We start from the raw sequence: 25692 nt of genomic DNA, 5'->3' as shown, positions 1-25692 counted from the left end.
GCGTAGGAGGGTGCATGGACGACGTACTCAGGCTGGACGCGGTCGGTCAGGCGCAGGCGGTCAGGGACGGGCAGGTGACGGCGAGGGAGCTGGTCGAGGCCGCCATCGCCCGCATCGAGGCCCACGACGGCGAGCTGAACGCGGTCATCCACCGCCGGTTCGAGCGGGCGCTGGCGGAGATCGACTCCATCCCCGAGGAGGCGCCCTTCCGCGGCGTGCCGATCCTGCTGAAGGACCTCGGGTGGCGCGAGTCGGGCGAGCCGTACAGCGGGGGCTCGAACGTCCGCGACGGCGTCGAGCCCGGCGTCGACGGCTACGGCGTGGTGAGCCTGCGCGAGGCCGGGTTCGTCCTGCTCGGGCGGACGAACACCCCGGAGTTCGGCAGCACGATCACCACGGAGCCGGTGGCGTTCGGGCCCACGCGCAACCCGTACGACCCGGCCTACTCGGCGGGCGGCTCCAGCGGGGGCTCCGCGGCCGCGGTGGCGGCCGGGATGGTCGCGCTGGCCACCGCCAGCGACGGCGGCGGCTCGATCCGCATCCCCGCGTCCCTGTGCGGCCTGGTGGGGCTCAAGCCGACGCGCGGGCGCGTGAGCCTGGGTCCGGCCATGGGGGAGGGGTGGAGCGGGTTCTCGTGCCCGGGATTCGTCACCAGGACCGTGCGCGACACGGCGGCGGCGCTCGACGTCGTGTCCGGCCTGCGGCCCGGCGACCCGTACGACGCCCCCGCGCTGCCCGGTCCGCTGGCCGACGAGGTCGGCAGGGAGCCGGGACGGCTGCGGGTCGGGTTCGTCACGAGGCATCCCAACCGGTCCGTGCCCGAGGTGCCCGCGCTGGCCGAGGCCGTGACCAGGGCCGCCGCGCTGCTGGAGGCGCTCGGTCACGACGTCGAGCCCGGCGGCCCCAGGGCGCTCGCCGAGCCCGGCTTCGCCCAGCACTTCGGCGCCATCGTGGCCGACAACCTCGCCGCGCACGTGGCGAGCCTGGGTGAGCTGCGCGGCGCGCCCGTACGGCCGGAGGAGCTGGAGCCGCGCAACGCCGCCATGCTCGGCGCGGCGCGCACGCACAGCGCGGCCGATCACATCCTGGCCACCCAGTGGATCGACGGCTACCGCCGCCGCATGGCCGCCTGGTGGAGCGCGGGCCACGACCTGCTGCTGATGCCCTCGCTGGGCGTCGCGCCGTTCCCGCTGGGCTGGATCCCGCCGGAGGACCTCAGCGTCGCGTTCGGCCGCACGGCGCACGCCGTGGCCTACACCTCGCCGGTCAACGCGACCGGGCAGCCGGCCATCTCGCTGCCCCTGCACCGCACCGAGGCCGGTCTGCCGGTGGGCGTGCAGCTCGTGGCGGCGGCCGGGAGGGAGGACCTGCTCGTCCGGGTGGCCGCGCAGATCGAGCGGGCCAGGCCGTTCGAGCACGCGGCCCTGCGCTGACCTCCGTCTGAACCGGGTCAGGAACTCGTGGCGGTCCCGACGCGTTATGTCGTGAGAAGCCGGGGGTAGGGGGTTCCTCATGATGGCGAAGGCAGCACGGGCAGCGGCGGCCTGGCGGACTTACCGCGAGGTGACCAAGCCGGGGGCGCCCGGCCTGATGACCAGGATCCGGGCGATCCCGCGGATGGTCGGCGCGGTCATGCGCGGGCAGTACGCGGGCATGGGCAAGGGCAAGCTCGCCATGCTCGGGCTCGGCGTGGTCTACATCCTGTCACCCGTCGACGTGGTGCCCGACTTCCTGGTGATGGTCGGCGTGGTCGACGACTTCGGCGTGTTCCTGTGGCTGGCCGCCACGCTGCTCGGCGAGAGCGGCCGCTACGTCGAGCACGAGCGCAATGTCATCCAGGCCAGGCTGGTCGAGGACGAGGGTTAGATCTCCTCCATCCGCAGCCAGGCGCGCGAGGGCAGCGGGTGGCCGAAGAGGCGGGCGGCGTTGCCGTAGGCGACCCGGGCGATGTCGGCGGGCGGGAGCGTTCCGAGATTGCGGGCCACGGACTTCTGCGTGTCGGGCCAGGTCGAGTCGGAGTGCGGGTAGCCGCTCTCCTGCAGCACGTGGTCGAGCCCGACCGCGAGCCGCACGCCTGAGAGCGCGTGGTCGTCGAGCGTGCCGAAGAAGAAGTTGCGGCGCAGCACCTCGCTGGGCTTGAGCCCGCCCTCCCACGACGCCTCGCCCGCGACCGGGTGGTCGAGGGCGTAGTCGGCGCGCTCGGCCAGCATGGGCAGCCAGCCCACGCCGCCCTCGACGATGAGGATGCGCAGCGAGGGGAAGCGCAGCGGCACGCCCGACCAGAGCCAGTCGGCGCAGGCGAACATCGCGCTGGTCGGCATCAGCGTGGTGATGGCCTCGATGGGCGTGTCGGGCGAGGGCACCGGGGACCACGACGAGGCGCCCGTGTGCAGGGCGACCACCGTGCCGGTCTCCTCGCAGGCGGCGAAGAACGGGTCCCAGTGGCCGGAGTGGATCGACGGCAGCCGCAGCCGGGTCGGGAACTCGGGGAAGACCACGGCCTTGAAGCCGCGGGCGGCGTTTTCGCGGATCTCCTTGGCGGCCACGTCGGGGTCGGGCAGCCAGGGGAGCTGCAGTCCGATGATGCGCTCGGGGTAGGTGCCGGCCCAGACGTCGATGTGCCAGTCGTTCCACGCCTTGACCAGGGCCAGGCCGAGCTCCTGGTCGCGGGTCCTGGCGAACGGCATGCCGGACTGCCCGGCCAGCATGCCGGGGAAGCACAGCGCGGCCCAAATGCCCGCCACGTCCATGTCCTGGACGCGGGCCTCGATGTCGTGGCAGCCGGGGCGCATGCTCTCGAACCTGATGGGGTCGAGCGTGCGCTGCTCGCGGGGCAGCCCGGCGCCCACGTCGATGCCGGCGCACGGGTATGTCGCCCCGCCGTAGCGCCAGACCTGGTGACCCGCCTCCGTCTCCACGACCTTGGGCGCGACCTCGGCATATTTCTCCGGCAGCCGCCCGTCGAACAGGTCGGGAGGCTCGATCAGGTGATCGTCGGCGGAGATGATCACGTAGTCGCGCCGCCTCGGGTCAGGGTCGGGGATCAGCGGCGTAGTCACGCAGGTAACCGTACGACGGCGGGATAACGTCGAACAAGCTGCGACGTATCCGTTGGGTATCCGAGATCTTCGACCCGGGACCGCCGGGAGGGGGTCGACGGGCGGTCCCAGGCCAGGGATGGGCCACTCACCTGGACGCAGCAGGTGGGACCCGGCCTGCCACTACCCCTTCGAGCCCGGTTCAGTCAGCAGGTGGTCGCGTAATTCGGAAATGGTGGCCGGAGAAATGTTCAGGACCTGTGTGACATACGTCTCGATCGACCCGTGCCGCGCCGCGAGGTCGCCGAGGAACAGGCGCATGGCCTCCGCGGGCGCCAGGCCGAACCCCGGCCACATGGGCGCGTCGGGGTGCCTGCTGCGCCAGCTGGCGATGAACCGCTCGGTGGCCAGCCCGGTGAGCGCGTAGTCCGCCACGATGTCGTCCTCGCCCACGCCCACCAGCGACAGGACGAGCGCGGCGAGCACCCCGGTGCGGTCCTTCCCGGCCGCGCAGTGGATCACCACGGGCGCGCTGTCGGCCCGAGCGATCGTCTCCAGGGCCGTCCTGAGGTTCGCGACGCCGTCCTCGGTCGTCTCCAGGTAGCGGTCGGCGAGGTATCTCCCGACGCCGCTCTCAATGCTGTAGGCCGCGATGTCCCAGCGGCGGCCCTCGATGGGCAGGTTCTGGTAGCTCTGCCCCTCGGCGTCCGGGACGCGGCCCCCCTTCTCGACCTCGTACGCGTGCCGCAGATCGATGACCGTGCGCACGCGCAACTCCCGGAAGATCCTGAGATCGTCTCCGGCCAGCCAGCCGAGCGCGTCGGCCCGGTAGAGCCGCTGCCACTGGACTGTGCGCCCGTCATGGGTCGCATATCCACCTACGTCGCGGAAATTGAAGATGTTGGCGAACTCAATGTGGCGGATCACCCTCAACACCTTAATTGGCGACGGTGACGGACTCCTTGGATGAATCGCCGGCCTTCCGCTCGGCCACCTCGCGGCGGATCAGCAGGACCCAGCCGGCCAGGGCGATGCCGATGAACAGCCACCACTGGACCCCGTAGGCCAGGTTGAGGCCGCCTCCCGCGCCCACGTCGGGCTCGGGCACCGGGGCGGGCGCCGTGGCGGGCGGGGGCGTCTGCTCGGTCAGCTCCACGTAGCCGCCCACCAGCCGGTACGGCAGCCCCTTGCCGATCTTGTCGGCGTTGATCAGCAGCACCTGCCCGGCCGGCAGCCCGGCGCGGTCGCGGATGCCGCTGGAGTCCTCGGTCTCGCTGAGCCGTAGCCGCCCGGTGACATTTACCTGTCCTGCGGGCGGGGCGGGCACCTCGGGCGTGGCGTCGGCGGTGGCGCCCGCCTTGACCCAGCCCCTGTTGACGATCACCGCCGTGCCGTTGCCGGTGACGAGGGGCGTCAGGACGTAGAAGCCGTTCTGCCCCTCCTGGGGGCGCCTGCGTACGAGCAGGGCGTGGGACGGGTCGTACGTGCCCGCGACCGTGACCTTCCTGAACCGGTCGTCCGCGCGGACCTGCTGCCCCGGGGCCGCCAGCCGCTCCAGCGGCACCGGCGCGGCCTCGATGTTGGCCGTGACCCGCTCGCTGTTGGCCGAGCGCTCCTCGAAGCGCCCGAACTGCCACCGCCCGAGGAACACGAAGGCGGGGATGACCAGCAGCACCACCACGTGGAGCGCGAGCCATCGGGGCGTCAGCAGGAACCGGTACACGCTTCAAGGTTAGGCACTGGAGGGGGTGCCCCTTCACGCGCCTAGGCGCTTCTGAGCTGGGCCCCCGAACCCGGCACCGGGGTCACCTCGCGCGGCCCGCTCACCTCGTGGCCGTCCGCGCACCGAAAATGCTGCTCGATGGGGGCGCCGCAGTCGCGGTGGGTCAGCAGGACCGCCGGCCCGTCGTCGTCCGCCAGGTATTTGTCGCCCCAGTGCATGAGCGCGACCAGGAGGGGATAGAGGTCGCGGCCCTTGTCCGTGAGCCGGTATTCGTCGCGCTGCCGCTGGCCCGGCTCGCGGTAGGGCTCCTTGCGCAGCAGGCCCTCGTCGACCAGCCGGGCCAGCCGGGCGCTGAGCACCTGGCGGGGGGCGCCGGTGATCGCCTGCATGTCGGCGAACCGCCGCACGCCGCTGAACGCCTCGCGCAGCACCAGGAAGGTCCACTTCTCCCCGACGATGTCCAGGGTGCGCTCGATCGAGCAGTTGTTCACCCGGAAGGGAACGTTCATTGCCACATTATATCTGAGTTCATTTGACAGACTCAGCACGGAACGGGCAGGCTGAGTCTATGCAGGGAACCCAGATCCGCCCCGCGCGCCCGGACGACGAGGAACGGATCAGACGCTTCCTGGCGGAGCTGTCGCTCCACACCCAGACGCTCCGCTTCTTCACCGGCATCTCCACTCCCGCCGCGGGGCTGGTGCGCACGCTGCTCGCGCTGGACGAGCGCCGCGACGCGCTCGTCGCGACCACCGAGGGCGGCGAGATCGTCGGCCACGCCATGAGCTTCAAGGGCGGCTGCGCCGACGTGGAGGTCGCCGTGGTCGTGGCCGACCAGTGGCAGGGGCGGGGGATCGGGCCCAGGTTGATCGACGTGCTGCTGCTCAGGGCCGCCGTGCGGGGTGCGCGGACCGTGGGCATGGACGTGCTGGGGGAGAACCGGCGCGTCCTGAGACTCGTCCGCAGGCTCTGGCCGGACGCCGAGATGAAGGTGACTTCCGGATCGGTGGAGGTGACCGCTATGATCGATCCACTCGGCCTATTTGCGGAACAAGGTTCTGTTGGCACACCATTGACAGCGTGAAGAGTGCCAAGAACGGACGCGACGGCCGTACCCGCATCATCGAGGGTGCCCTCCGCCGCTTCAGCCAGGACGGGGTGTCGGCCACCACGCTGGCCAGCCTCCGCGAGGAGAGCGGCGTCAGCGTCGGCAGCTTCTACCACCACTTCGCCAGCAAAGAGCATGTCTTCGGCGTGCTGTACGCGGAGATCCTGACCGCCTACCAGGCCGCCTTCCTCGCCGAGCTGGTCAGCCACGACGAGGCCCGCGACGGCATCGAGGCCGTCGTGGCCTTCCACATGCGGTGGGCCGGCGAGCACCCGGAGCGGGCCAGGCTGCTGGTCAGCGAGCGACCGCCGCGCAAGCACGAGCCGGGCGGCGCGGAGGTGGCGGAGGCCCGGCGCGGGTTCTTCCGCCAGGTCTCCGACTGGTGGCGGCCGCACATGAAGAACGGCCTGCTCCAGACCGTCCACCCGACCATGTGCTACGTGCTGTGGCTGGGGCCGGCGCAGGAGATGTGCCGCCTGTGGTTCGCGGGCGCCCACACGCCCACGGAAGAGGAGATCAAGGGGCTGGGCGCCGCCGCCTGGCAGAGCCTGCGCCAGCAATGACAGGTCCCCACAAGGGGCCTGGCCAGCGCGGGGAGCGATGATCCGGGCACCGTCTGTGGTGTTATTGTCCATTTGTGACTCGACCTCGGGCGCTGGCACTGCCCGCTATGCCGGAGAGCGCGCTCGCCCGCTTGGGTGAGGTAGCCGACCTGGCCGAGGTTCCCGCGCGTCCCAGCCTCGGCTTCACCGACGAGCAGCTCGCCGACCTGGTCATCGAGACCGGCGCGAGCGTGCTCATCACCGACGGCGACCAGGTTCGCACGTCGGTGCTCGCCCTGCCCCTCGACGTGGTGGCCGTCATGGGCCCGACCACCAGCGTGGACCTGACGCTGGCCGCCGAGCGCGGAGTGACCGTCCTGCACGCCGCCGACCGCGACCCCGAGTCGGTCGCCGAGCTCACGCTCGCGCTGATGTTCGCCGTCAGCCGGAACATCGTGGCCGCGGACCGGGAGGTGCGCCAGGGACGCGTCGGCAAGGTGCCGCCCGCCCAGCGCCACCGCGGCAGGCGGCTGACCGGCAGGACGCTCGGCATCGTGGGGCTGGGCCGCGTCGGCAGGGCCATGCGCTGGCGGTGCGAGGGCCTGGGCATGCGGGTGATCACCTGCGACCCGTTCGTCCCCGAGGCCACCCACCCCCTGCCCGCCCTGCTGGCCGAGGCGGACGTGGTGTCGCTGCACCTGCCGCTGACCGGGGAGACGCGGGGCTTCTTCGGCTATCCCGAGTTCGGCGCGATGCGGCCGGGCTCGATCTACCTCAACACCTCGCGCGGCGCGCTGCACGACCTGACGGCGCTGGTCGACGCGCTGCGCCAGGGCCAGGTGGGCGGCGCGGGGCTCGACCACTTCGAGGGCGAGTGGCTCGATCCGGCCCATCCCCTCACGGGCCTGCCGAACGTGGTGCTGACGCCCCGCCTGGGCGAGGCCACGGGCGAGAGCCGGGAGGAGCTGGCCGGGACGCTGGTGGAGGACATCGCCCGGCTGCTGCGCGGCGAGCGGCCCGCCCACGCCTGCGCGCCCGCCCTGCCGTTCGCCTGATCCGCCTCGCCCCCGACCGCCCGAGTCGTCCGGGCCCTCAGGCGGGCTGGCGGAGGCGCGTGTGGACGCGCCAGCTCGCCCGGTCGAGCGAGATGTCCAGCCGCAGGTCGCCGCGGTGCCTGCGCAGGCCGGGCACGCGGACCCGGTCGTGCACGTCGAACCTGCCCCGATGCGGATAGCCGAACCCCAGCTCGCCCGGCAGCACGCGCAGGTCGTCGCGGTTGCCGCAGCGCGGGCACGTCCAGGACACCAGGTCCATGCCGCGGTTGTAGTCGGAACAGGCGCGGAAGTATTCGTCGGGTCCGAACCGGGACTCGCAGGCCAAGCAAGGGATCAGCATGGGTCCGCTCCTCGGGATAATGCGCCGACTTCCCTAGAGATATCGCTCACCACTTGTCCGCCGCTTGCAGAACGCTTGGGTGTCTAAGTAACAGTATGAGCACACGGAGCGACGAGCTCATGAGGGAGAGTGCGTGGTGAAAAGATGGGCTCGTGGAACGACTGCGCCATCACCTCCTGGAGACCGACTACACGATCGACGGCGTACGCGAGCGGCTGGGCAGCATGGCAGCCTCGGCCCTGGCCAGGGAGGAGCTGGTGCCGGCCCTGCGCGCCACCGCCGACCTGGATCCGCTGGCGGCCTCGATCCGGCTGTGGTGGCTCGGCGTTCCCGTCCCGGCCGCGTCCCTGGCCCCGGAGGTCCTCGACTCCGGGCTGGTCAGGGCCGACGGCGACCAGGTGAGCGCGACCGTGCACCTGCAGCCCTGGGAGACCGGCGGCTACCTCGTCTCCGACCGCAAGGTGCGCCCCGGCGACCCGGCGCTGCGTCCCGATCACGTGGTCGGGGCCGGCGGCGCCTCGGCCAACCTGGCCCAGCTCGCCACCCGCCGCCCGGTGGGGCGCGCGCTCGACCTCGGCACCGGCTGCGGCGTGCAGGTGCTGCACCTGGCCGGGCGGGCCGAGCACATCGTGGCCACCGACGTGAACCCGCGGGCCGTCGAGCTGGCCAGGCTGAGCTGGGAGCTGTCCGGCATCTCCGGCGTGGAGGCACGTACGGGGTCGATGTTCGAGCCGGTCGAGGACGAGCTGTTCGACCTGATCGTGAGCAACCCCCCGTTCGTCATCGGCCCCGGGGGCGGCCTGACCTACCGCGAGGCCGGCGGCGACGGCTTCTGCCGCGACCTCGTACGCCGCACGCCCGGCCACCTCAGCCCCGGCGGCCAGGCCCACTTCCTGGCCAACTGGCTGCACGTCGAGGGCGAGGACTGGCACGACCGCGTGGGCGGCTGGCTGCGCGAGACGGGCTGCGACGCCTGGGTGGTCCAGCGCGACGTGCAGGACCCGGCCGAGTACGTCGAGCTCTGGCTCAGGGACGCCGCCGAGCAGGGCACGAAGGCGTACGCCGAGCACTACGACCGCTGGCTGGCCTGGTTCGACGAGCGGAAGGTCGAGGGCATCGGGTTCGGCTGGATCACGATGCGCAACTCCGGCACGCTCGACCCGGTCGTCCGCGTCGAGCACCTGGACCACGCGGTCTCGCTCCCGGTCGGCGACTACGTGGACTCCGTGCTCGACGCCATCGCCGCCGCGCACCGCGCCAAGGAGCTGGACACGGCGCTCCTGCGCACCGCGGACGGCCTGCTCGACGAGCGCATCGGCCTGCCGGGCGCGGAGGACCCCATCCGCATCGTGCTGCGCCAGACGCAGGGCCTGCGCCGCAGCAGGGAGGTCGGCACGGTGGAGGCCGCGCTGGCCGGGGTCTGCGACGGCGAGCTGGCGCTCGGCCCCCTGCTCAACGTGATCGCCGAGCTGGTCGGCGACGGTGAGATCCCTGACTCCGACGCGGTCAGGCCGCTGATCGCGGAGGGTTACTTCCTGCTTTAATCGCCCGTTAATTGGACGTTGAGCGCCCGGGTGGAGGCTCATGGCCAAGACGCGGACCCCGGGGGGTTCGAGGGCCGTGTCAGGTCCGGCCGGTCGTCTAAAGGTGAGGCGGCTAGCCACTACGCGGAGCATCCGGATAACCGGGCCCCCTAGCGACGCGTGGTGGCGAGATGACCGGCCGGGCTGCATCACGACATGTTCGTGACGGCCTGGTCGACAAGAAACCTAAGACCATGCGCGCAGTCCATGTGGCAGGTTTCTCATCGGAAGGACAGCCTTGTTCAACCATGTGTGGATGACACGTCTGGACGATGAGCTGTACTCAGGACTCGACGACGGCCCCTTCGGCGGGGACGGCCTCGATCAGGGCCTTGAGGTCGCCGGCCTCGGGGGCGCCGAGCCGGGAGAAGATCTCGAACGCCTGCCGTAGGCATTCCAGGCTCCTGGTCGTGCTGCCCAGACCGTGCAGCGCCTTGCCGAGCACCGTGAGCGACAGCGCCTCGCCGTACGGGTGGCCGATCTCGCGGGAGACCACCAGCGCCTGCTCCGCGTGGCGCACGGCCTCGGGGTGGCGTCCGGCGGCGATGAACGTCTCGGCCAGCCTGGAGCAGACCCGCTGCTCCCAGACGCGCTGCTTGCTGGCCCGGAAGAAGGCCAGGCACTCGGCGTGGTGGTGGACGGCCTCGGTGAGCCGGCCGACCCGGGACAGCACGATGCCGAGGTGGTAGCGGGCGCGGGCGGTCCCGGCGCCGCTGCCGATCTCGGTGAACAGGGCCAGGCCCTTCTCCGCCGCCGCGATCGCGTCCGCGGGGCGGCCGAGCCCCAGGTGGTCGCGGGCCGAGTAGCTGAGCACCAGCGCCTCGCCGGCCGGCACGTCGTTCGCCCGGTAGAACCGCATGGCCGCCTCGAACAGCTCCAGCGCCTCGATGTGGCGGCGCTGCCTGCCGACGACGACGGCCAGGGCGTTGAGCACCTCGCCGGTGACGATCTTCTCGTCGCGGGCCGTGGACAGCTCGTGGACGACCCTGAAGTGCGCCTCGGCCGCCTTGAGCTGGTTGTCGGCGAACAGCACCCGGCCGAGCACGTACCGGCTGCGCAGCTCGCTGCCCTGGTCGCCGATCCGCTGCGCGGCGCTCAGCACGGCACGCGTGCCCTGGGCGAACTCGCGCGTGTGCGTGCCCGCCTCCAGCAGCGGCTCCATCGCCACCAGCAGGTCGCCGGCGGGCAGCAGCTGCTCGCCGGCGACGGCCGACGCGGCGGCCTGGTTGATGGCCGCGAACAGCGAGTCGCCCTCGGCGATCAGCCAGGCCACGGCCTCGTCCACGCTGGTGAACGACAGTCCCTCGCTGATCGTCACGATGTTGGCCGGGATCATGCTGCCCTCGTAGGCCAGGCTGTGCGCGGACTGGGCCGAGGCCAGGTAGAAGCCGAGCAGCCGGTGCAGCGCCCGCGCCTTGGCCTCGGGCGGCTCGGCCTTGTCGAGCTGGCGCCTGGCGAACAGCTTGAGCAGGTCGTGGAAGCGGTAGCGGCCGGGCGCGGGCGCCTCGAGCAGGCTCGCGTCCACAAGGGACTCCAGTACGGACTCCGCCTCGAACTGGCTCACCGCCAGCACGGCGGCCGCCGCCCCCGTGGAGATGTCGGGCCCCTTGGACAGCGAGAGCAGGCGGAAGGCCCGCGCTTGGGCCGGTGCGAGCTGGCCGTACCCGAGCGCGAACGTGGCCTCGACGGCCAGGTTGCCCACGCGCAGCTCGTCGAGGCGGCGCTGCTCGTCGGCCAGCCTGGGCACCAGCGAGGCGACCGTCCAGGAGGGCCGCGCGGCGAGCCTGGCGGCCACGATGCGCACCGCCAGCGGCAGGAACCCGCAGGCGGCCACCACGTCCATGGCGGCGCCGTGTTCGGCCGACACGCGCTCGGCCCCGGCCACCGACGCGAACAGCGACAGCGCCTCGCCCGGCTCCATCACGTCGAGGTCGATGAGCCGCGCGGAGGGCAGGTCGGCCAGCTTGCCGCGGCTGGTCACGATGGCCGCGCACCCGGGCGAGCCCGGCAGCAGCTGGCTGACCTGCTCGGCGTCGCGGGCGTTGTCGAGCAGCACGAGGATGCGGCGGTCGGCGAGGATCGACCGGTAGAGCGCGGCGCGTTCCGGCAGCCCGTCCGGGACGATGTCCGGCGGGATGCCGAGCGCTCGCAGGAACCCGCCGAGCGCCGACTCGGGCACGGTCGCCTCGTCGGTGTAGCCGCGCAGGTCGGCATAGAGCTGGCCGTCGGGGAACAGGTCCTCGGCCAGGTGCGCGACGTGCACGGCCAGCGCGGTCTTGCCCACGCCGCCGATGCCGGAGACCGCCACCACGGGCACGCCCTCGGCCGACGACTGCGCCGACGACTGGGCCGACAGCAGCGTGCGGAGCCGTACGGCGATCTCCTTGCGGCCGGTGAAGTCGTTGACGGCGGCGGGGAGCTGCGCGGGGCGCGGCAACTGCGGGGCCTGCCGCTGCTCCGGCTCCTCCACCGGCTCCTCGGCGGGCACCTCGGCGGCGGCCAGCGTGGGGTCGGCGGCCAGGATGCGCTGGTGCAGCGCGGCCAGCTCGGGGCCCGGCTCGATGCCGAGCTCCTCGATGAGGGCCTCGCGCGTCTCGGTGAACACGTTGAGGGCGTCGCCCTGCCGCCCGCACCGGTAGTAGGCCAGCATGAGCTGGGCGCGCAGCTTCTCTCGCAGCGGGTGGTCGGCGGTCAGCGCGATCAGCTCGGAGACGACCTTCGCGTGGTTGCCCAGCTCCAGGTCCACGTCCATGAGCGTCTCGACGACGCTGATGCGGCGCTCGACCAGCCGGTCGCGCTGGTGCTCGGAGTAGGGGCCGACGGTCCCGGCCAGCGGCTCGCCCTCGAAGAGTGACAGCGCCTCGCGCAGCCCCTCGGCGGCCTCGCGCAGCCGTCCGCCCTTGCGGGCGCTCTCGGAGTCCTGGACGCCGCGTTCGAAGCGGACCAGGTCGAGCGAGCCGTCGGGCAGCCGCAGCGCGTAGCCCCTCCCGATGGAGGTCAGCAGCTCCGGGCGGGAACGGGCGGGCCGGTCCGGCTCCAGCACCGTACGCAGCCGGGAGACGTAGGTGCGCAGGGCGCCCAGGGCCCTCGGGGGCGCGTCCTCGCCCCAGACCGCGTCGATCATCTCGTTGGGGGTGACCGCATGGCCCTCGCGCAGCAGGAGCATGCCCAGGATGGAACGCTGCAGCGGGGTGCCCAGATCGAGCTCCTGGCCCTCACGCCAGGCGCGGACAGGACCGAGCACGGCGAACCTCAGCCCGCCCTCGACGCTCTGACCAGCCATGCCGAATGTCTCCCAGCCAATGGATCGTTTTGTTACCAAATGATAGATCCAACGTCCTTTGTCACCTAGACTCCGGACTGATCGTTAAATGTGCCGTTGATCCGTCTTTGATCCGGTGTTGAGCACGCCCCTGGATGCTGATGGTCGGCTAGGCATGACTCACACCGCGGGGGCGTGTCATGTAGAGCACTCGTAGGCGGGAAAAAATACGGCCCCGCCCGAACTTTCTTGGGGCGGGGCCGTGGTGGACAGGTTCTCAGGCCGCCTCGACCAGTCCGAGCCGCAGGGCGAGCCGCTCGCGTACGAGCGGCCATTCGGAGCTCAGGATCGAGTAGAACGCGGTATCTCGGACCGTGTTGTCGGCGCCTCGGCTATCCGCTCGCCGCACCCCGTCGAAGTGTGCGCCGAGGGCCTCGATGGCGGCCCGGGACTTGGTGTTACGTACATCTGCCTTGAGGGTGATGCGGTGGACGTTCCATGTCTCGAAGGCGAGCGAGAGCATCAGGAACTTGCTCTCACGGTTGACACCTGTGCCCTGGGCACTGGCTGCCAGCCAGGTGTAACCGATGTCCGCCACGGACGGGATCTCGCCCACCGCGCCACGTGTACCCGGAGGCCAGGGCATGGGGCCCTGCCAGTACTCCAGGTGCATGAGACGGGTGGCACCGACCACGCGGTCGGTGTTCAGCCACCGGATGGCGAAGGGCATGGAGCGGCCCTCCGCCTGCTCAGCCATGGCGGCCTCCACATAGGAGACCATCTCGTCCCGGGTTTCCGGGACGCGAGTGAAGGCGTAAGTGCAACGGTCTTCACTCGCCGCGGCGACGAGGTCGTCGATCGCCGCGAGGCTGAGAGGTTCCAGGCGCACAGAGCGCCCGGACAAGGTGACAAGAGCGGGCATGAGCACATGATGAGGGGAAGCGGGGGCGCACGTAACCATGCAGTAAGGAAGATCTTTTGCAGCTTTCTGCAGAGGGGGTGTTCCTGCAGGTCAGCGGCCCCTTTTGAGGGATGGTAAACCCGCTCTTGGGGAAAGATTCGCCTAACTGTGACATGGTGTCGGGACGAAGGCGGGACGCTGTTCACGCACCGCTCCGTGCCGCACCGAGGCCAGCTCGTTCAGACCCGTCGAAAGATAGTCCAGATTGTCGGCGATCCAGGGGAGTTGGAGGGGGTTCGGGCTGTTCAGGGCGGTCAGTCGCTCTTCGGAGGTCTCGCCGTAGAGGAGGCTCACCGCGACCCGCACCCTGGCCGCCGCCGGGTCGTCGCCGAAGGCGTGTCCAGGCAGGACGCCGATGCCGTGTTCCTCCAGCAGGATCTTGGTGATCTCGGCGGAGCCGCCGAGCCCGAGGTGGCTCAGATCGGGATAGAGGTAGAAGCCGCCCTGCGGGGCGGGCACGTCGGCCCCGATCTCGATGAACCTCTCGTGCACGGCCCTGGCGACCGTGCCGTGCAGCCGCCGGCCGAGCTCGATGCGGGCCAGCAGTTCCTGCGGCTCGTCGAAGGCGTACGCCGCCGCCTCCTGCACCGGGGCCGCGGGCGCCGACCAGATCTCGCTGGCCACCGCGAGCAGGCTCCTGTGCAGCGCGTGGCTGCCCGCGGGCAGCCTGGCCACGCCGATCCGCCAGCCGCCCAGCGCCAGGCTCTTGCTCAGCCCGGTGGTGATGATCGTGCGCTCGGGGGCGAGGTCGGCGGGGGAGGTGAACGGCAGGGCCGGGTCGTGCACGACGTCGCGGTAGATCTCGTCCGAGATGATCATCAGATCGAGCTCGCGGGCGATCTCCACCAGGCGGGCGATGGTCTCCGGACCGGCCAGGCGGCCCGTCGGGTTGTCGGGCAGCGTCACCAGCAGCGAGTTGACCGTCCTGCCCTGGGCCCTGGCCCGGCGCACCGCGCCGGCCACGAGGTCGGGGTCGGGCACTCCGCCCCCTCCTGGCGGTGCGGGCACCAGGATGGGGCGGGAGCCGACCAGCTCCGCCTGGGCCGCGTAGCTGACCCAGCTGGGCATGGGCAGGACGATGTCGCCGCCGATCGCCAGGAGCAGGCCGTACAGCAGGGACTTGCTGCCCGGTCCGCAGACGACGAGCTCGGGGTCGGTGGGGAGCCCGCGTCGCGTCCAGTAGCCCGCCGCCGCCGACCTGAGCCCGGACGCCCCCGCGACCGGCCCGTAGCCGTTGCGTTCGGCCGCGCCGGCCAGCCTGTCGCGCAGCGCCGGGTGGACGGGCAGCCCCGCCTCGCCGAAGGCCAGGTGGAGCACTCGTTCCCCGGCGCGCCGTCTTCGGTCGATGTCCTCGTTTGCCGCCAATGTGGCGGACAACGTCACCGTCATGTTTGTCACGTTCCCAGGGTGGTTGGATGAAGGCATCGGTACAAGCGAGGCTTTTCGTGGGTAGGCATAAGGAAGACTGATGCTTGAATTGCGGCGTTTGGTGCTGATCTGCGAGTTCGCTCGTCGCGGAAGTATCGCTGCGACTGCGGCTTCACTGGGGTACAGTCCTTCGGCCGTGTCGCAGCAACTCGTCGCGCTCGAACGCGAGACCGGCACGGCCCTCATCGACAGGACCGCGCGCAGCGCCGAGCTGACCGACGCGGGGCGGCGGCTGGTGGCGCACGCGGAGCGCATCCTGGCCATGGTCGAGGAGGCGGAGTCGGACCTGTCCGCCCAGGCGGGGACACCCGCGGGGCGGGTCGTGGTCACCGCCTTCCCGACGGCCGCGGTCGCCTTCGCCCCCGCGCTCGCCCGCTCGCTGCGCCGCCACACCGGGCTGACGCTCCGGCTGGGGCAGAGCAGGTCGGGCCGGGGCATGCGCGAGGTGCAGTCGGGGGAGGTGGACATCGCGCTCGTGGACGACTGGTACGGGCGGGTGCGCGACAACGAGAGCCTGCGGGTGTTCCCGCTGCTGCGCGACCCCCTGGTGCTGGTGGTGCCGCGCAAGCACCGTCTGGCCGACCCCGACGTGCCGGTGGACCTGCGGGAGCTGCGGGACGAGCCGTGGATGGCGACGCCCGACGGGGAGCCGTCCCGGCTGGCGGTGGACCGGCTCCTGGTGGACGTGGGCGGCACCCGGCCCACGCCGTGGGAGTTCGAGGGGCTGGGAACGATCCTGTCGCTGGTGGCGAAGGGGATCGGCATCGCCGCCGTGCCCGCGCTCGCGCTGGCGGCGGGGGTGCGGGGGCTGGCGGTGCGCCAGTTCCCGGGAAACCCGGTGGGGCGCGACGTGCACGCGGTCGCCCGCAACTCCAGCGTCAACCGGCCGTCGGTGTCGGTGACGCTGCGCGCGATCCACGTGGCCGCCCGCTTCCTCGCCGCCGACCTGGATCCGGTAGGCCCGGCGGACCGCCGCCCGCCCGGCGATCCGCTGGAAGAATGACGGGGCGGCCCAGTGAACGGCTCGGGAGGCGATAGCGTCTGCCGTTATGGCGCCGACGTACGACATCGAGCACCTCCTGCTCTCCCAGCCGAGCACCCGCACGGTCGCGGGCGTCGACGAGGTGGGCCGCGGCGCCTGGGCGGGGCCGGTCACGGTCTGCGCCGTCGTCACCGACCTGTCCGACCCGCCGTCCGGCCTCACGGACTCCAAGCAGGTCTCTGCGGCCAGACGCGCCCCGCTCGCCGAGGAGCTGGCCACGTGGGCGGCCGGCATCGGCTTCGGCGAGGCCACCCACACGGAGATCGACGAGCTGGGCATGACCGAGGCCCTGCGCCGGGCCGCCAGGCGGGCGCTGGAGGCGCTGCCGGTGCGCCCGGACGCGGTGATCCTCGACGGCAAGCACGACTACATCGGCCCGCCCTGGCCGGTACGCCTGGAGGTCAAGGGGGACGCGGCCAGCATCTCGGTCGCGGCGGCGTCCGTCCTGGCCAAGGTCCGGCGCGACGCGTACATGGGGACGATCGGCTGCGAGGAGTACGGCTTCGCCGACAACGCCGGCTACCCCTCACCCCTGCACCAGGAGGCCCTGGCCCGGCTCGGTCCCACGGCCCACCATCGGCTCTCGTGGTCCTACCTGGACGACCTGCCTCGATGGCGGCACCTCAAGCACCACCGGGACCCGCTCGTGGGGGAGGGCCAGGCCAGCCTGTTCGGCTGAACGCGGGGCATCGGGCATCATCGGATGGGTGCGAATCGGCGTCTTCGTCCTCGCGGCGCAGTTCCCCGGCCAGGAGGCCGGGCAGGTGCTGGCCGATGCCGTCGAAGTGATCGTGGCCGCCGAGGAGGCGGGGTTCGACGACGCGTGGGTCGCCGAGCATCACTTCATGTCCTACGGCGTGTGCCCCTCCGCGACCACCCTGGCGGCGGTCGCGCTCGGCAGGACCTCGCGGATCGGGCTCGGCACGGCCGTCAGCGTGCTGTCCACGCAGCATCCCGTGGCGCTGGCCGAGCAGGCGGCCATGCTGCACCACCTGTCCGGCGGGCGGTTCACGCTGGGGGTCGGCAGGGGCGGGCCGTGGGTGGACCTGGAGGTGTTCGGGACGGGGGCGGAGCGGTTCGAGCGGGGGTTCGGGGAGTCGCTCGACCTCCTGCTCGACGGGCTCTCCGGCGGTCCCGTCGCCGGGGACGGGGAGTTCTTCCGGTTCAGGGAGGTCCGGGTGGTGCCGGCCGCGAGCATGCGGCCGGTGGTCGCGTGCACCTCGGAGGCGACCGTGGGGGTGGCGGCGGAGCGGGGGCTGCCGATGCTGCTCGGGATGCACATCGGGGACGCCGAGAAGGCCGCCCTGGTCGAGGACTATGCCGCCCGCGGCGGGAGCGCCACCGACCACGTGGCGGCGGGGGTGGCCTGCGTGGCCGACTCCACGGAGCAGGCGGTGCGGGAGATCAAGGAGTCGCTGCCGCGGTGGCTGGGGCCGGGGCTGGCGGGGTACGTGCCGGTGGACGACCGGCCCCGACCTATGCGAAATATCCCGGCATATGTGGATTTGTTGGCACGGATTCATCCGGTCGGGTCGGCCGAGCACTGTGCCGCGACGATCCTGCGCACCGCCGAGAACACCGGGATCGAGCGGTTCATCCTGCTGGTCGAGGGGCTGGGCGAGCATCGGCGGACACTGGAGAACGTGCGGCGGTTCGGGGCGGAGGTGCTGCCGCTGCTGCGGACCCGGTGACCCGGGCAGTGCCGGGTCACCGGGCCGGTTGGTCAGCAGTCCACCAGCTCCGGCTTCTGGTTGAGGATCTGGGCCCTCGGGGTGACGAACTCGTGCAGGGCCTTGGTCGCCGTCGGGTCGAAGACGGCGACCCGGTGGCAGTTCTGGAAGGCCAGCCGCACTCCGAAGTGGCGCTCCAGCGCCGCGCGCATCGCGTCGCTCGCCAGGCAGCGCAGGAGCTGGCCGCGGGCCTCCTCGGACGGCGGTGGCACCTGGTTGTCGGCGAACTCGGCTCCGGTCTGCTCGCGCTGTTCGGCCAGCCCGCTGATCAGCGACCACGCGTACGGCAGCGAATCGCGGACGCACGCGATGAATGCCGCGTCGTCCACGTCACCGGACCTGGCCTGGTCGAGCAGCTCGTTCGGAACGGTCAGCGACATGCTGTCTCCTCTCGAATGGGATCAATCTGACGCTAAGCGGGGATCTGTGATCGCTCCAGATGCCTGGAGGGGGGCACTCAGGGGCCGAACACGAAATCCGGGTCTATCTGTGAGGCCAGGTCGGACCCGGTCCGGTCGTTGCCCCACGCGTGGGCGTTGCGCAGGTGGAACTCCACGGTCTGGCGACCGAAGCGCGCCCAGTCCTTCTCCTGCTCGTCGAGGGTCTTGCGGAGCACGGCCAGCGCGTCGGCGTTGACCGGCTCCAGGTCGTCGAGCGTGAAGTGGCGGCCCTGCTCCATGGCGCGGACGGCGGCGGAGTGCTCCATCCAGGTGAGCAGGTCGTCGCCCACGTGCTCGCGCAGGAAGTCGACGTCGGCCGGGCCGTGGACCTTGTTGCCGACCACGGCCAGCGCGACGTCGTACGCGGCGGCGTACTCGCGGTACTGCCGGTAGACGCTCACGCCCTGCCTGGTCGGCTCGGCGACGAGGAACGTCAGGTCGAACCGGGTGAACAGCCCCGAGGCGAAGGAGTCGGCGCCCGCGGTCATGTCGACCACGACGTACTCGCCGGGGCCGTCGACCAGGTGGTTGAGCAGCAGCTCCACCGCGCCGACCTTCGAGTGGTAGCAGGCCACGCCGAGGTCGTCCTCGCTGAACGGGCCGGTCGCGAGCAGGCGCAGCCCCTCCGGGGTGGTCAGCGCGTACGGGTCGGCGGCCAGGTCGTCGAAGCTCAGCAGCCGGGACCCGCGGCCGGGCGGGGTGGTCTTGACCATGGCCTCGGCGGAGGGGATGCGGGGGTTGTCGCCGCGCAGCCGCTCCTTGATCTCGGTGAGGTGGGCGCCGAGCGGCTCGGGCTGCCGGTCGAGGCCGAGCACCATGGCCAGGTGCTGGTTGATGTCGGCGTCCACGGCCACCACCGGCCCGCCCTGGCTCGCCACATGTCTGGCGAACAGCGCGGACATCGTCGTCTTGCCGCTGCCGCCCTTTCCGACGAACGCCACCCTCACGACCCCTCCATGTGGGTATGAAAACCGTTTCCGTTTCGGTTGTCATCATGCCACACTCCGTCCGGGGCGTGCCCGGACAACGCGAAAAAGGCCACGTGGAAGGGGTTCCACGTGGCCGGGACGAGGTGGTTCAGGTGCAGGTGGCGTCGAGGTTGACCGGGGTCTCCGGGTCGGGTGTCCGCTCGGCGGCGGTGCCGGCCCTGGTCACGGGCCCGGCCTCCAGGGTCTCGGCGACCTTGCGGCGGATGAACGACCAGTCGGGGTAGGCCGTGTTGATCAGCGGCGGCACGAAGCTGAGGCTGCGGATCTTCGCGTCCTTGACCCGCTGGGCGAGGTCGATGACGGCCGGCAGCAGGTCCTGTGGAAGGTCGGTGGAGATGGCCCGCTTGGTCGCCACGGCCAGCCGCTCGAAGCTGTTGATCACGGTCATCGGGTCGGCCTGCTTGGCGAGCGCGTTGAGCAGGCACTTCTGGCGTCCCATGCGGACGTAGTCGTCGCTGTCGGTGCGCGAGCGGCCGTACCAGAGCGCCTCCTCGCCGGACAGCCTGCGGGTGCCGGCCGGGAGCAGGCCCTCGCGGTACTTGCCGTAGACGATGGGCTCCTTGATGGTGACCTTCACGCCGCCCATGGCGTCGATGATCTCCGCGAACCCCTTCATGTCCACCAGGGCGTAGTAGTCCACCGGGATGCCGAGGATGTCGCCGATCGTCTGCTTGATCAGGGCGGGCCCGCGCTGGCGCCGCTCCACGCCCGGCACCACCTCGGGGTGGTCCTCGGCGTACTGGAAGATCTCGTTGAGCAGGCCGGGCGTGTCGGGGCCGCTGCCGGTGAACCCGTAGGGGAACAGGTCCCTGGCCGGCCCTGCGGCGAACTCGACGCGCTGGAGGTTGCGCGGCAGGCCGAACAGGGTGGTCGCGCCGGTCTCGGTGTCCACGCTGGCCACGGTCATGCTGTCGGTACGCACGCCGGGCCGGTTCGGCGCGGCGTCGCCGCCCAGGAGCAGGAAGTTGACCCGCCGGGCCCCGTTCCACGGGTCCTGGGCCATGATGGGCGCGGTGGCGGTGGCGTTGGGGAACAGGGTGTTCACGACGTCGCGCGACAGGTACGCGAGCCTGCTGGCGTAGATCGTCGGGGTCATGATGAGCGCGCAGAGCGCGAGCGTCAGCGCCGTGGTCAGGAAGCGGCCGATCCTGTCGGAGCGCGGGGGGCGCACCAGGACGAAGGACCAGACGACCACGCCGGTCCAGGCGATCGCGATCGCCACCAGCGCCACGGTGAACCCGACGAGCCAGCGGGGCTGCACCGCCAGCGTCAGCAGGTGAGTGCTGTACGCCGTGAACACCATGAGGATGCCGGCAAGCATCACGACATATCCGAACATGAGCGCCAAGCCCGTCTTGCGGCGCTCTGCGGCCAGATGTGCCACTCCCCACAACAAGGACGATGCCAGCGTCAGGGCCAAGCTCGCCCCCAGGCCGAATCCCCGCTCTTTCTCCGTCATGCCTGGTCAAACCCCCATTTGCGCGCCCATCCACGCCACCTTAGTAATGCGCTGTGCGGGAAAGACGGTAGGAAGGGACGGGTCAGGTCAATTCCATGTCAAGACCACCTTGAGATATAACGTGAGTGTGCGCAAGCGACACGGAAGCTACGGATTCGACGCTCCCTGGGCGCTGGTCGGCTTGTTGTTCGGAGCGCTCGTGCTCCTGGCCCTGGCGTCGGTCTCGTTCCTGCTCGACATCCCCCTGGCGGGCATCGCGTTCCTGTTCGGCGGGCTCTACACGCTGGCCAGCGCGGCCAGCTACCTCTACACGACGCGGCGCGGCAAGTTCGCGGTCTGGGCCGAGGAGCTCGAGCGGCTGAAGGGCGACGAGCTCCTGCTCGACCTCGGGTGCGGCCGGGGCGCGGTGCTGCTGATGGCGGCCCGGCGGCTGGAGCGCGGCAGGGCGACCGGCGTCGACCTGTGGCACTCGAAGGACCAGTCGGGCAACCGGGCGGCCAGGACCAGGGCGAACGCCGCGGTCGAGGGCGTCGCCGACCGCGTCGAGCTGGTGACGGGCGACATGCACGACCTGCCGTTCGGCGACGGCGCGTTCGACGCGATCGTGTCGAGCCTGGCCATCCACAACATCCCCGACGCCGAAGGGCGGGCGCAGGCCGTGCGCGAGGCCCATCGGGTGCTGCGGCCCGGCGGGTTGATGCTGATCGCCGACTTCCAGCACACGGCCGCGTACGAGGACACGCTGCGCTCGCTCGGCGTCGTGGACGTGCGGCGGCGCGACGCGGGCTGGCGGTTCTGGTACGGCGGGCCGTGGTTCACCACCGGCATTCTGGAGGTCAGGAAACCCGCCACCTGAGCCGGCGATGCGCATCGCGGCGGAAATCCGGCGAGGGGGTTTGCATGGTCATGCATCGGTGTGTATATACTTCGACTCGTGTCTAAGATGCTCACCTCTCTGCCTGTCGGTGAACGTGTCGGGATCGCCTTCTCCGGTGGCCTCGACACCTCGGTCGCGGTCGCGTGGATGCGCGAGAAGGGCGCGGTGCCGTGCACCTACACCGCCGACATCGGCCAGTACGACGAGCCTGACATCGCCTCGGTGCCCGGCCGCGCCACGGCGTACGGCGCCGAGGTCGCCCGGCTGGTCGACTGCCGGGCGGCGCTCGTGGAGGAGGGGCTCGCGGCACTGGCCTGCGGGGCGTTCCACATCCGCTCCGGCGGGCGCACCTACTTCAACACCACGCCACTCGGGCGGGCCGTCACGGGCACCCTGCTCGTGCGCGCGATGCTCGACGACAACGTGCTGATCTGGGGAGACGGCTCCACCTTCAAGGGCAACGACATCGAGCGGTTCTACCGCTACGGCCTGCTCGCCAACCCCTCCCTGCGGATCTACAAGCCGTGGCTGGACGCCGACTTCGTCACCGAGCTCGGCGGCCGCAAGGAGATGTCCGAGTGGCTGCTCGCCCACGGGCTGCCCTACCGGGACAGCACGGAGAAGGCCTACTCCACCGACGCGAACATCTGGGGCGCGACCCACGAGGCCAAGGCGCTGGAGCACCTCGACGCGGGCATCGAGATCGTCGAGCCGATCATGGGCGTGCGCTTCTGGGACCCCACCGTCGAGATCGCCGCCGAGGACGTCACGATCGGCTTCGACCAGGGCCGGCCGGTGACCATCAACGGCAAGGAGTTCCCCTCCGCCGTCGACCTGGTGCTGGAGGCCAACGCCATCGGCGGCCGGCACGGCATGGGCATGTCCGACCAGATCGAGAACCGGATCATCGAGGCCAAGAGCCGGGGCATCTACGAGGCGCCGGGCATGGCGTTGCTGCACGCCGCCTACGAGCGACTGGTCAACGCGATCCACAACGAGGACACCCTGGCCAACTACCACGCCGAAGGGCGGCGGCTGGGCCGGCTGCTGTACGAGGGCCGCTGGCTCGACCCGCAGGCGCTGATGCTGCGCGAGTCGCTGCAGCGCTGGGTCGGCACGGCGGTCACCGGCGAGGTGACCCTGCGGCTGCGGCGCGGCGAGGACTACTCCATCCTGGACACCTCCGGACCGGCGTTCAGCTACCACCCGGACAAGCTGTCCATGGAGCGCACCGAGGACTCCGCCTTCGGGCCGGTCGACCGCATCGGCCAGCTGACCATGCGCAACCTCGACATCGCCGACACCCGCGCCAAGCTGGAGCAGTACGCCGGGCTCGGCATCGTCGGCCCCCAGCACCCGATGCTGACCGACGTGCCGCAGACGGCCTCGACCGAGCTGATCGGCGAGATGCCCGAGGGCGGCGCCGAGGCGATCGCCAACCGCGGGGAGCGCGGCGAGATCCCCGGCGACGACGAACTGCTCGACCACGCTGCGATGGAGCTCGGCACCGACTGACACAGCAGAGGTGCCGCGGCTGCCCAGGCCGCCGCGGCACCGCCGACCTCCAGGAGCCGACGCGTGGCCGAACCGCAGGGCGACGAGCTCTACATCATCGTGTGCGCGGCCGGGCCGGCCCCCGACGTGGGCCGGCTCGTCGCCATGGCGCAGGAGCGGGGCTGGGCCGTCCAGGTCGTCGCCACTCCGCCGGCTCTCGACTTCATCGACGTGGCCACCCTGGAAGCGCAGACCGGCCGGCCCGTCCGCAGCCGCTATCGCAAGCCGCACGAGCCCAAACCCCCTCGTCCGGGTGCGATCATCGTCGCGCCGGCCACGTACAACACGGTCAACAAGTTCGCCCGGGGCATCGCCGACACCTACGCCCTGGGCCTGCTGGCCGAGGCGCCCGGGCTCGGCATCCCCGTCGTCGTGCTGCCCTTCGTCAACAGCGCCCTGGCCGCCCGCCGGCCCTTCCTGCGCAGCATCGACGAGCTGCGCGCGGACGGCGTCCGGGTCGTCTTCGGCCTGCCGGGACAGGTCGCCACGGACGAGCCGGACGCCGGTGCCCACCGCTTCCCCTGGGGACGCGCGCTGTCGGAGCTGTCCTAGGGGCTTGCGCCTGACACCGTGTGAGGCGGTATGCCAGGATGTGCCGACTTTCGGGAGGAACATCGTGGCAATGGCTGAGCGGGTCGACGAGATCCTGGGCACGGGCAAGGCGCCGAACTTCCACGGTCTCGTGGTGATGCGGGGCGGGGAGATCGTGCTGGAGCGTTACGGCGCCGGGCCGGACCACCGGCTGGGCGACTCGCTGGGGCACGTGGACTTCGACCGGGACACGCTGCACGACCTGCGCTCCGTGTCCAAGAGCGTGGTGGCGCTGCTGTACGGCATCGCGCTGGGCGATGGGCTCGTGCCGGAGCCGGGTGCGCCCTTGGTGGCCCAATTTCCGGAATATCAGGATCTGGTGGCAGATCCCGAGCGCGCTCATCTGACCGTCGAGCACGCGCTGACCATGACCCTCGGCCTCGAATGGGACGAGAGCGCCCCCTACACCAGCCCGGCCAACAGCGAGATCGCGATGGAGCTGGCGCCCGACCGGTACCGGTACCTGCTGGAGCGGCCCGTGGTCGAGGAGGCGGGCAAGCTCTGGCACTACTGCGGCGGAGCCGCCGCCCTGCTCGGCGGCCTGATCGCGCGCGGGGCCGGCAGGCCGCTGGAGGAGTATGCCGCGACCGCGCTCCTCCGCCCGCTCGGGATCGACGCGTTCGAGTGGTCGAAGGGGTACCACGACACGGTGAGCGCCGCGGCCGGCCTGCGGCTGCGGCCGGTCGACCTGGCCGCCGTCGGGCAGCTGGTGCTCGACGGCGGCCGGGGCATCGTGCCCGGTGAGTGGCTTCAGGAGCTGGTGCGGTCGCGGGTGGTGATCGAGGAGGGGTTCGAGTACGGCTACCAGTGGTACGTGAACACCCGGAACCGCCACTGGGTCGGCGGCCTCGGGAACGGCGGCCAGCGCCTGCTCGTCCTGCCCGAGGAGGAGCTGGTCGTGGCGTTGACGGCCGGCGACTACGACCAGAGCGGGGACAGCTCCACGGCCGTGCTCGAAGCGGTCCTCGCCTCCTGACGGCTCCCGACGGCTCCCTGAGGTTCCTTACGGGTTCTCACGGAACGAGCAGGATCCGGCCGGTGACCGCGCGGCTCTCCAGCAGGCGGTGGGCCTGCGCGGCCTCCTCCAGCGGCAGCGTACGGTCGATGTAGGCGACGCTGCGCCCGGAGGCGAGCCGGTCGAGCATCGCCGGATAGTGCGTCCCGAACACCTCCCCGGCCCAGCCGGGGCCGCTGCACCCGGTGAGCGTCACCCCGCGCTCCATGAGGTCGGCGGCCGTGACGGCGGCGGGCTCCCCGGTCAGCATCCCGTAGTACAGCATCCGGCCGGTGCCGGGGGTGAGGTGGTCGAGCACCCGCCTGGCCGTCGTGCCGCCGATGGCCTCGAACACCACGTCCACCTCGGGCAGCTCACCGGGCCAGCCGGCCGGGCCGTGGTCGAGCACGAGGTCGGCCCCCAGCTCGGCGGTCCGGTCCCGCTTGGCGGCCGAGCCGGCGGTGGCGACCACCCGCCCGGCCCCGAACTCCTTCGCGTGCCGCACCAGGTACGTCCCGACCGAGCTGCTGCCCGCCTCGACGAGCACGGTCTCCCCGCCGGCGAGGCGCGCCTTGTGCAGCAGGGCCAGGGCTATCGCGCCGGGCGCCCCCGCGGCCAGCGCCTGGTCCGGTGTCACGCCGTCCGGCACCGGGACCGTCATGGCGGCCGGGAGCGCGGCGTACTCGGCGTACGAGCCGAGGCCGCCGGTGACCCCCACGATCGTGCTCCCGAGCAGCTTGGCGTCCACCCCTTCGCCGACCTCGACCACCTCGCCGGCCGCCTCCGCGCCGATCACGGCGGGCAGCGGCAGCGGAAACGGCAGCGTCCCCGCCCGGATCTGCGTCTCGGCGTAGCTGACGCCCACGGCCTGGGTGCGGATGAGGACCTGGCCCTCGCCAGGGCTGGGGCGCGGCAGGTCCGCGACTTCGAGCCGTTCGGGGCCGCCCTTTTCCGTCAGGACGATCGCGCGCATGCT

Annotated in this window: 25 protein-coding genes; 13 read left to right on the top strand and 12 right to left on the bottom strand. The window is 71.6% G+C overall.

Going from position 1 to position 25692, the window contains the following annotated elements; translation table 11 throughout:
* Positions 1-14 precede the first annotated feature (14 nt).
* Entirely contained in the window at positions 15-1433 is a 1419-nt protein-coding gene (locus H4W80_RS34810) for an amidase (protein ID WP_192788950.1), read from the top strand.
* A gap of 79 nt (positions 1434-1512) precedes the next feature.
* On the top strand, positions 1513-1866 hold the full coding sequence (locus tag H4W80_RS34805) for a YkvA family protein (protein ID WP_225963827.1): 354 nt from the start codon (positions 1513-1515) through the stop codon (positions 1864-1866).
* On the opposite strand, the gene H4W80_RS34800 is transcribed toward H4W80_RS34805, so the two are convergent.
* The 4 genes from H4W80_RS34800 to H4W80_RS34785 all read right to left on the bottom strand — a co-directional run bounded on the left by H4W80_RS34800 (position 1863) and on the right by H4W80_RS34785 (position 5270).
* Positions 1863-3059, bottom strand: coding sequence for an amidohydrolase family protein (locus H4W80_RS34800; protein WP_192788949.1), 1197 nt, complete (start codon positions 3057-3059; stop codon positions 1863-1865). The genes H4W80_RS34805 and H4W80_RS34800 overlap by 4 nt on opposite strands.
* A gap of 162 nt (positions 3060-3221) precedes the next feature.
* Positions 3222-3965, bottom strand: a complete 744-nt coding sequence (locus H4W80_RS34795) for a tyrosine-protein phosphatase (RefSeq protein ID WP_192788948.1) — start codon at positions 3963-3965, stop codon at positions 3222-3224.
* Between the two features lie 10 nt (positions 3966-3975).
* Positions 3976-4761, bottom strand: coding sequence for an SURF1 family cytochrome oxidase biogenesis protein (locus H4W80_RS34790; RefSeq protein WP_192788947.1), 786 nt, complete (start codon positions 4759-4761; stop codon positions 3976-3978).
* 41 nt (positions 4762-4802) lie between these two features.
* Complete coding sequence (locus tag H4W80_RS34785; protein ID WP_192788946.1) at positions 4803-5270, bottom strand: winged helix-turn-helix transcriptional regulator; 468 nt, start codon at positions 5268-5270, stop codon at positions 4803-4805.
* Between the two features lie 59 nt (positions 5271-5329).
* Here H4W80_RS34785 and H4W80_RS34780 point away from each other — a divergent pair, with 59 nt between their 5' ends.
* From H4W80_RS34780 to H4W80_RS34770, 3 genes are all read left to right on the top strand, one after another.
* Positions 5330-5845, top strand: coding sequence for a GNAT family N-acetyltransferase (locus H4W80_RS34780; protein ID WP_192788945.1), 516 nt, complete (start codon positions 5330-5332; stop codon positions 5843-5845).
* Entirely contained in the window at positions 5842-6432 is a 591-nt protein-coding gene (locus H4W80_RS34775) for a TetR/AcrR family transcriptional regulator (RefSeq protein ID WP_192788944.1), read from the top strand. The genes H4W80_RS34780 and H4W80_RS34775 overlap by 4 nt, the downstream gene beginning before the upstream one ends.
* Before the next feature lie 74 nt (positions 6433-6506).
* A complete protein-coding gene (locus H4W80_RS34770) occupies positions 6507-7466 on the top strand; it encodes an NAD(P)-dependent oxidoreductase (protein WP_192788943.1) in 960 nt (319 codons plus the stop codon).
* A gap of 37 nt (positions 7467-7503) precedes the next feature.
* Here H4W80_RS34770 and H4W80_RS34765 read toward each other — a convergent pair whose 3' ends face one another.
* Complete coding sequence (locus H4W80_RS34765; protein ID WP_192788942.1) at positions 7504-7806, bottom strand: hypothetical protein; 303 nt, start codon at positions 7804-7806, stop codon at positions 7504-7506.
* Positions 7807-7958: 152 nt separating this feature from the next.
* On the opposite strand from H4W80_RS34765, the gene H4W80_RS34760 reads away from it, so the two are divergent.
* Complete coding sequence (locus H4W80_RS34760; protein WP_192788941.1) at positions 7959-9350, top strand: DUF7059 domain-containing protein; 1392 nt, start codon at positions 7959-7961, stop codon at positions 9348-9350.
* Positions 9351-9672: 322 nt separating this feature from the next.
* On the opposite strand, the gene H4W80_RS34755 is transcribed toward H4W80_RS34760, so the two are convergent.
* The 3 genes from H4W80_RS34755 to H4W80_RS34745 form a co-directional block, all read right to left on the bottom strand.
* Positions 9673-12672, bottom strand: coding sequence for an AfsR/SARP family transcriptional regulator (locus H4W80_RS34755; protein WP_192788940.1), 3000 nt, complete (start codon positions 12670-12672; stop codon positions 9673-9675).
* A 256-nt stretch (positions 12673-12928) separates the two neighbouring features.
* The gene (locus H4W80_RS34750; RefSeq protein ID WP_192788939.1) at positions 12929-13573 is read right to left on the bottom strand and encodes a GNAT family N-acetyltransferase; all 645 of its coding nucleotides are present in this window, start codon (positions 13571-13573) and stop codon (positions 12929-12931) included.
* Between the two features lie 141 nt (positions 13574-13714).
* On the bottom strand, positions 13715-15001 hold the full coding sequence (locus tag H4W80_RS34745) for a pyridoxal phosphate-dependent aminotransferase (RefSeq protein ID WP_192793917.1): 1287 nt from the start codon (positions 14999-15001) through the stop codon (positions 13715-13717).
* Positions 15002-15080: 79 nt separating this feature from the next.
* Between H4W80_RS34745 and H4W80_RS34740 the strand changes: the two genes are divergently transcribed.
* The 3 genes from H4W80_RS34740 to H4W80_RS34730 are packed head-to-tail and all read left to right on the top strand — an operon-like array spanning position 15081 to position 17773.
* Positions 15081-16043 (top strand): LysR family transcriptional regulator, encoded by a 963-nt coding sequence (locus H4W80_RS34740; protein ID WP_192788938.1) that lies wholly within the window; start codon positions 15081-15083, stop codon positions 16041-16043.
* A gap of 46 nt (positions 16044-16089) precedes the next feature.
* Positions 16090-16761 (top strand): ribonuclease HII, encoded by a 672-nt coding sequence (locus H4W80_RS34735; RefSeq protein ID WP_192788937.1) that lies wholly within the window; start codon positions 16090-16092, stop codon positions 16759-16761.
* 28 nt (positions 16762-16789) lie between these two features.
* A complete protein-coding gene (locus H4W80_RS34730) occupies positions 16790-17773 on the top strand; it encodes an LLM class flavin-dependent oxidoreductase (RefSeq protein WP_192788936.1) in 984 nt (327 codons plus the stop codon).
* Between the two features lie 32 nt (positions 17774-17805).
* On the opposite strand, the gene H4W80_RS34725 is transcribed toward H4W80_RS34730, so the two are convergent.
* The 3 genes from H4W80_RS34725 to H4W80_RS34715 all read right to left on the bottom strand — a co-directional run bounded on the left by H4W80_RS34725 (position 17806) and on the right by H4W80_RS34715 (position 20700).
* The gene (locus H4W80_RS34725) at positions 17806-18192 is read right to left on the bottom strand and encodes an SCO5389 family protein (protein ID WP_192788935.1); all 387 of its coding nucleotides are present in this window, start codon (positions 18190-18192) and stop codon (positions 17806-17808) included.
* A 77-nt stretch (positions 18193-18269) separates the two neighbouring features.
* Positions 18270-19199, bottom strand: a complete 930-nt coding sequence (locus H4W80_RS34720; protein WP_192788934.1) for an ATP-binding protein — start codon at positions 19197-19199, stop codon at positions 18270-18272.
* A gap of 130 nt (positions 19200-19329) precedes the next feature.
* Positions 19330-20700: an LCP family protein gene (locus H4W80_RS34715; protein WP_225963825.1), complete on the bottom strand. Its 1371-nt coding sequence runs from the start codon at positions 20698-20700 to the stop codon at positions 19330-19332.
* Between the two features lie 127 nt (positions 20701-20827).
* Here H4W80_RS34715 and H4W80_RS34710 point away from each other — a divergent pair, with 127 nt between their 5' ends.
* The 4 genes from H4W80_RS34710 to H4W80_RS34695 all read left to right on the top strand — a co-directional run bounded on the left by H4W80_RS34710 (position 20828) and on the right by H4W80_RS34695 (position 24698).
* Positions 20828-21556, top strand: coding sequence for a class I SAM-dependent methyltransferase (locus tag H4W80_RS34710; RefSeq protein ID WP_192788933.1), 729 nt, complete (start codon positions 20828-20830; stop codon positions 21554-21556).
* A gap of 78 nt (positions 21557-21634) precedes the next feature.
* Complete coding sequence (argG, locus tag H4W80_RS34705) at positions 21635-23092, top strand: argininosuccinate synthase (RefSeq protein WP_192788932.1); 1458 nt, start codon at positions 21635-21637, stop codon at positions 23090-23092.
* A 63-nt stretch (positions 23093-23155) separates the two neighbouring features.
* Positions 23156-23683, top strand: a complete 528-nt coding sequence (locus tag H4W80_RS34700; RefSeq protein ID WP_192788931.1) for a flavoprotein — start codon at positions 23156-23158, stop codon at positions 23681-23683.
* Between the two features lie 70 nt (positions 23684-23753).
* Positions 23754-24698 carry a serine hydrolase domain-containing protein gene (locus H4W80_RS34695; RefSeq protein ID WP_225963824.1) on the top strand — a complete coding sequence of 315 codons (945 nt, stop codon included), beginning with the start codon at positions 23754-23756 and terminating at the stop codon, positions 24696-24698.
* Positions 24699-24735: 37 nt separating this feature from the next.
* Here H4W80_RS34695 and H4W80_RS34690 read toward each other — a convergent pair whose 3' ends face one another.
* Positions 24736-25689 (bottom strand): quinone oxidoreductase family protein, encoded by a 954-nt coding sequence (locus tag H4W80_RS34690; RefSeq protein ID WP_192788929.1) that lies wholly within the window; start codon positions 25687-25689, stop codon positions 24736-24738.
* Positions 25690-25692: the final 3 nt, after the last annotated feature.

Source organism: Nonomuraea angiospora (assembly GCF_014873145.1).
Taxonomy (GTDB): domain Bacteria; phylum Actinomycetota; class Actinomycetes; order Streptosporangiales; family Streptosporangiaceae; genus Nonomuraea; species Nonomuraea angiospora.
The sequence above is the reverse complement of the archived record's forward strand: the minus strand, read 5'-3'. Positions and strand labels throughout refer to the sequence as shown.

Bases quoted from the DNA above. Each gene is read 5' to 3' on its own strand.
- H4W80_RS34810 (WP_192788950.1), top strand. From the start codon at position 15: ATGGACGACGTACTCAGGCTGGACGCGGTCGGTCAGGCGCAGGCGGTC.
- H4W80_RS34805 (WP_225963827.1), top strand. From the start codon at position 1,513: ATGATGGCGAAGGCAGCACGGGCAGCGGCGGCCTGGCGGACTTACCGC.
- H4W80_RS34785 (WP_192788946.1), bottom strand. From the start codon at position 5,270: ATGAACGTTCCCTTCCGGGTGAACAACTGCTCGATCGAGCGCACCCTG.
- H4W80_RS34780 (WP_192788945.1), top strand. From the start codon at position 5,330: ATGCAGGGAACCCAGATCCGCCCCGCGCGCCCGGACGACGAGGAACGG.
- H4W80_RS34765 (WP_192788942.1), bottom strand. From the start codon at position 7,806: ATGCTGATCCCTTGCTTGGCCTGCGAGTCCCGGTTCGGACCCGACGAA.
- H4W80_RS34755 (WP_192788940.1), bottom strand. From the start codon at position 12,672: ATGGCTGGTCAGAGCGTCGAGGGCGGGCTGAGGTTCGCCGTGCTCGGT.
- H4W80_RS34750 (WP_192788939.1), bottom strand. From the start codon at position 13,573: ATGCCCGCTCTTGTCACCTTGTCCGGGCGCTCTGTGCGCCTGGAACCT.
- H4W80_RS34745 (WP_192793917.1), bottom strand. From the start codon at position 15,001: ATGACGGTGACGTTGTCCGCCACATTGGCGGCAAACGAGGACATCGAC.
- H4W80_RS34740 (WP_192788938.1), top strand. From the start codon at position 15,081: ATGCTTGAATTGCGGCGTTTGGTGCTGATCTGCGAGTTCGCTCGTCGC.
- H4W80_RS34735 (WP_192788937.1), top strand. From the start codon at position 16,090: ATGGCGCCGACGTACGACATCGAGCACCTCCTGCTCTCCCAGCCGAGC.
- H4W80_RS34725 (WP_192788935.1), bottom strand. From the start codon at position 18,192: ATGTCGCTGACCGTTCCGAACGAGCTGCTCGACCAGGCCAGGTCCGGT.
- H4W80_RS34715 (WP_225963825.1), bottom strand. From the start codon at position 20,700: ATGACGGAGAAAGAGCGGGGATTCGGCCTGGGGGCGAGCTTGGCCCTG.
- H4W80_RS34695 (WP_225963824.1), top strand. From the start codon at position 23,754: ATGGCTGAGCGGGTCGACGAGATCCTGGGCACGGGCAAGGCGCCGAAC.
- H4W80_RS34690 (WP_192788929.1), bottom strand. From the start codon at position 25,689: ATGCGCGCGATCGTCCTGACGGAAAAGGGCGGCCCCGAACGGCTCGAA.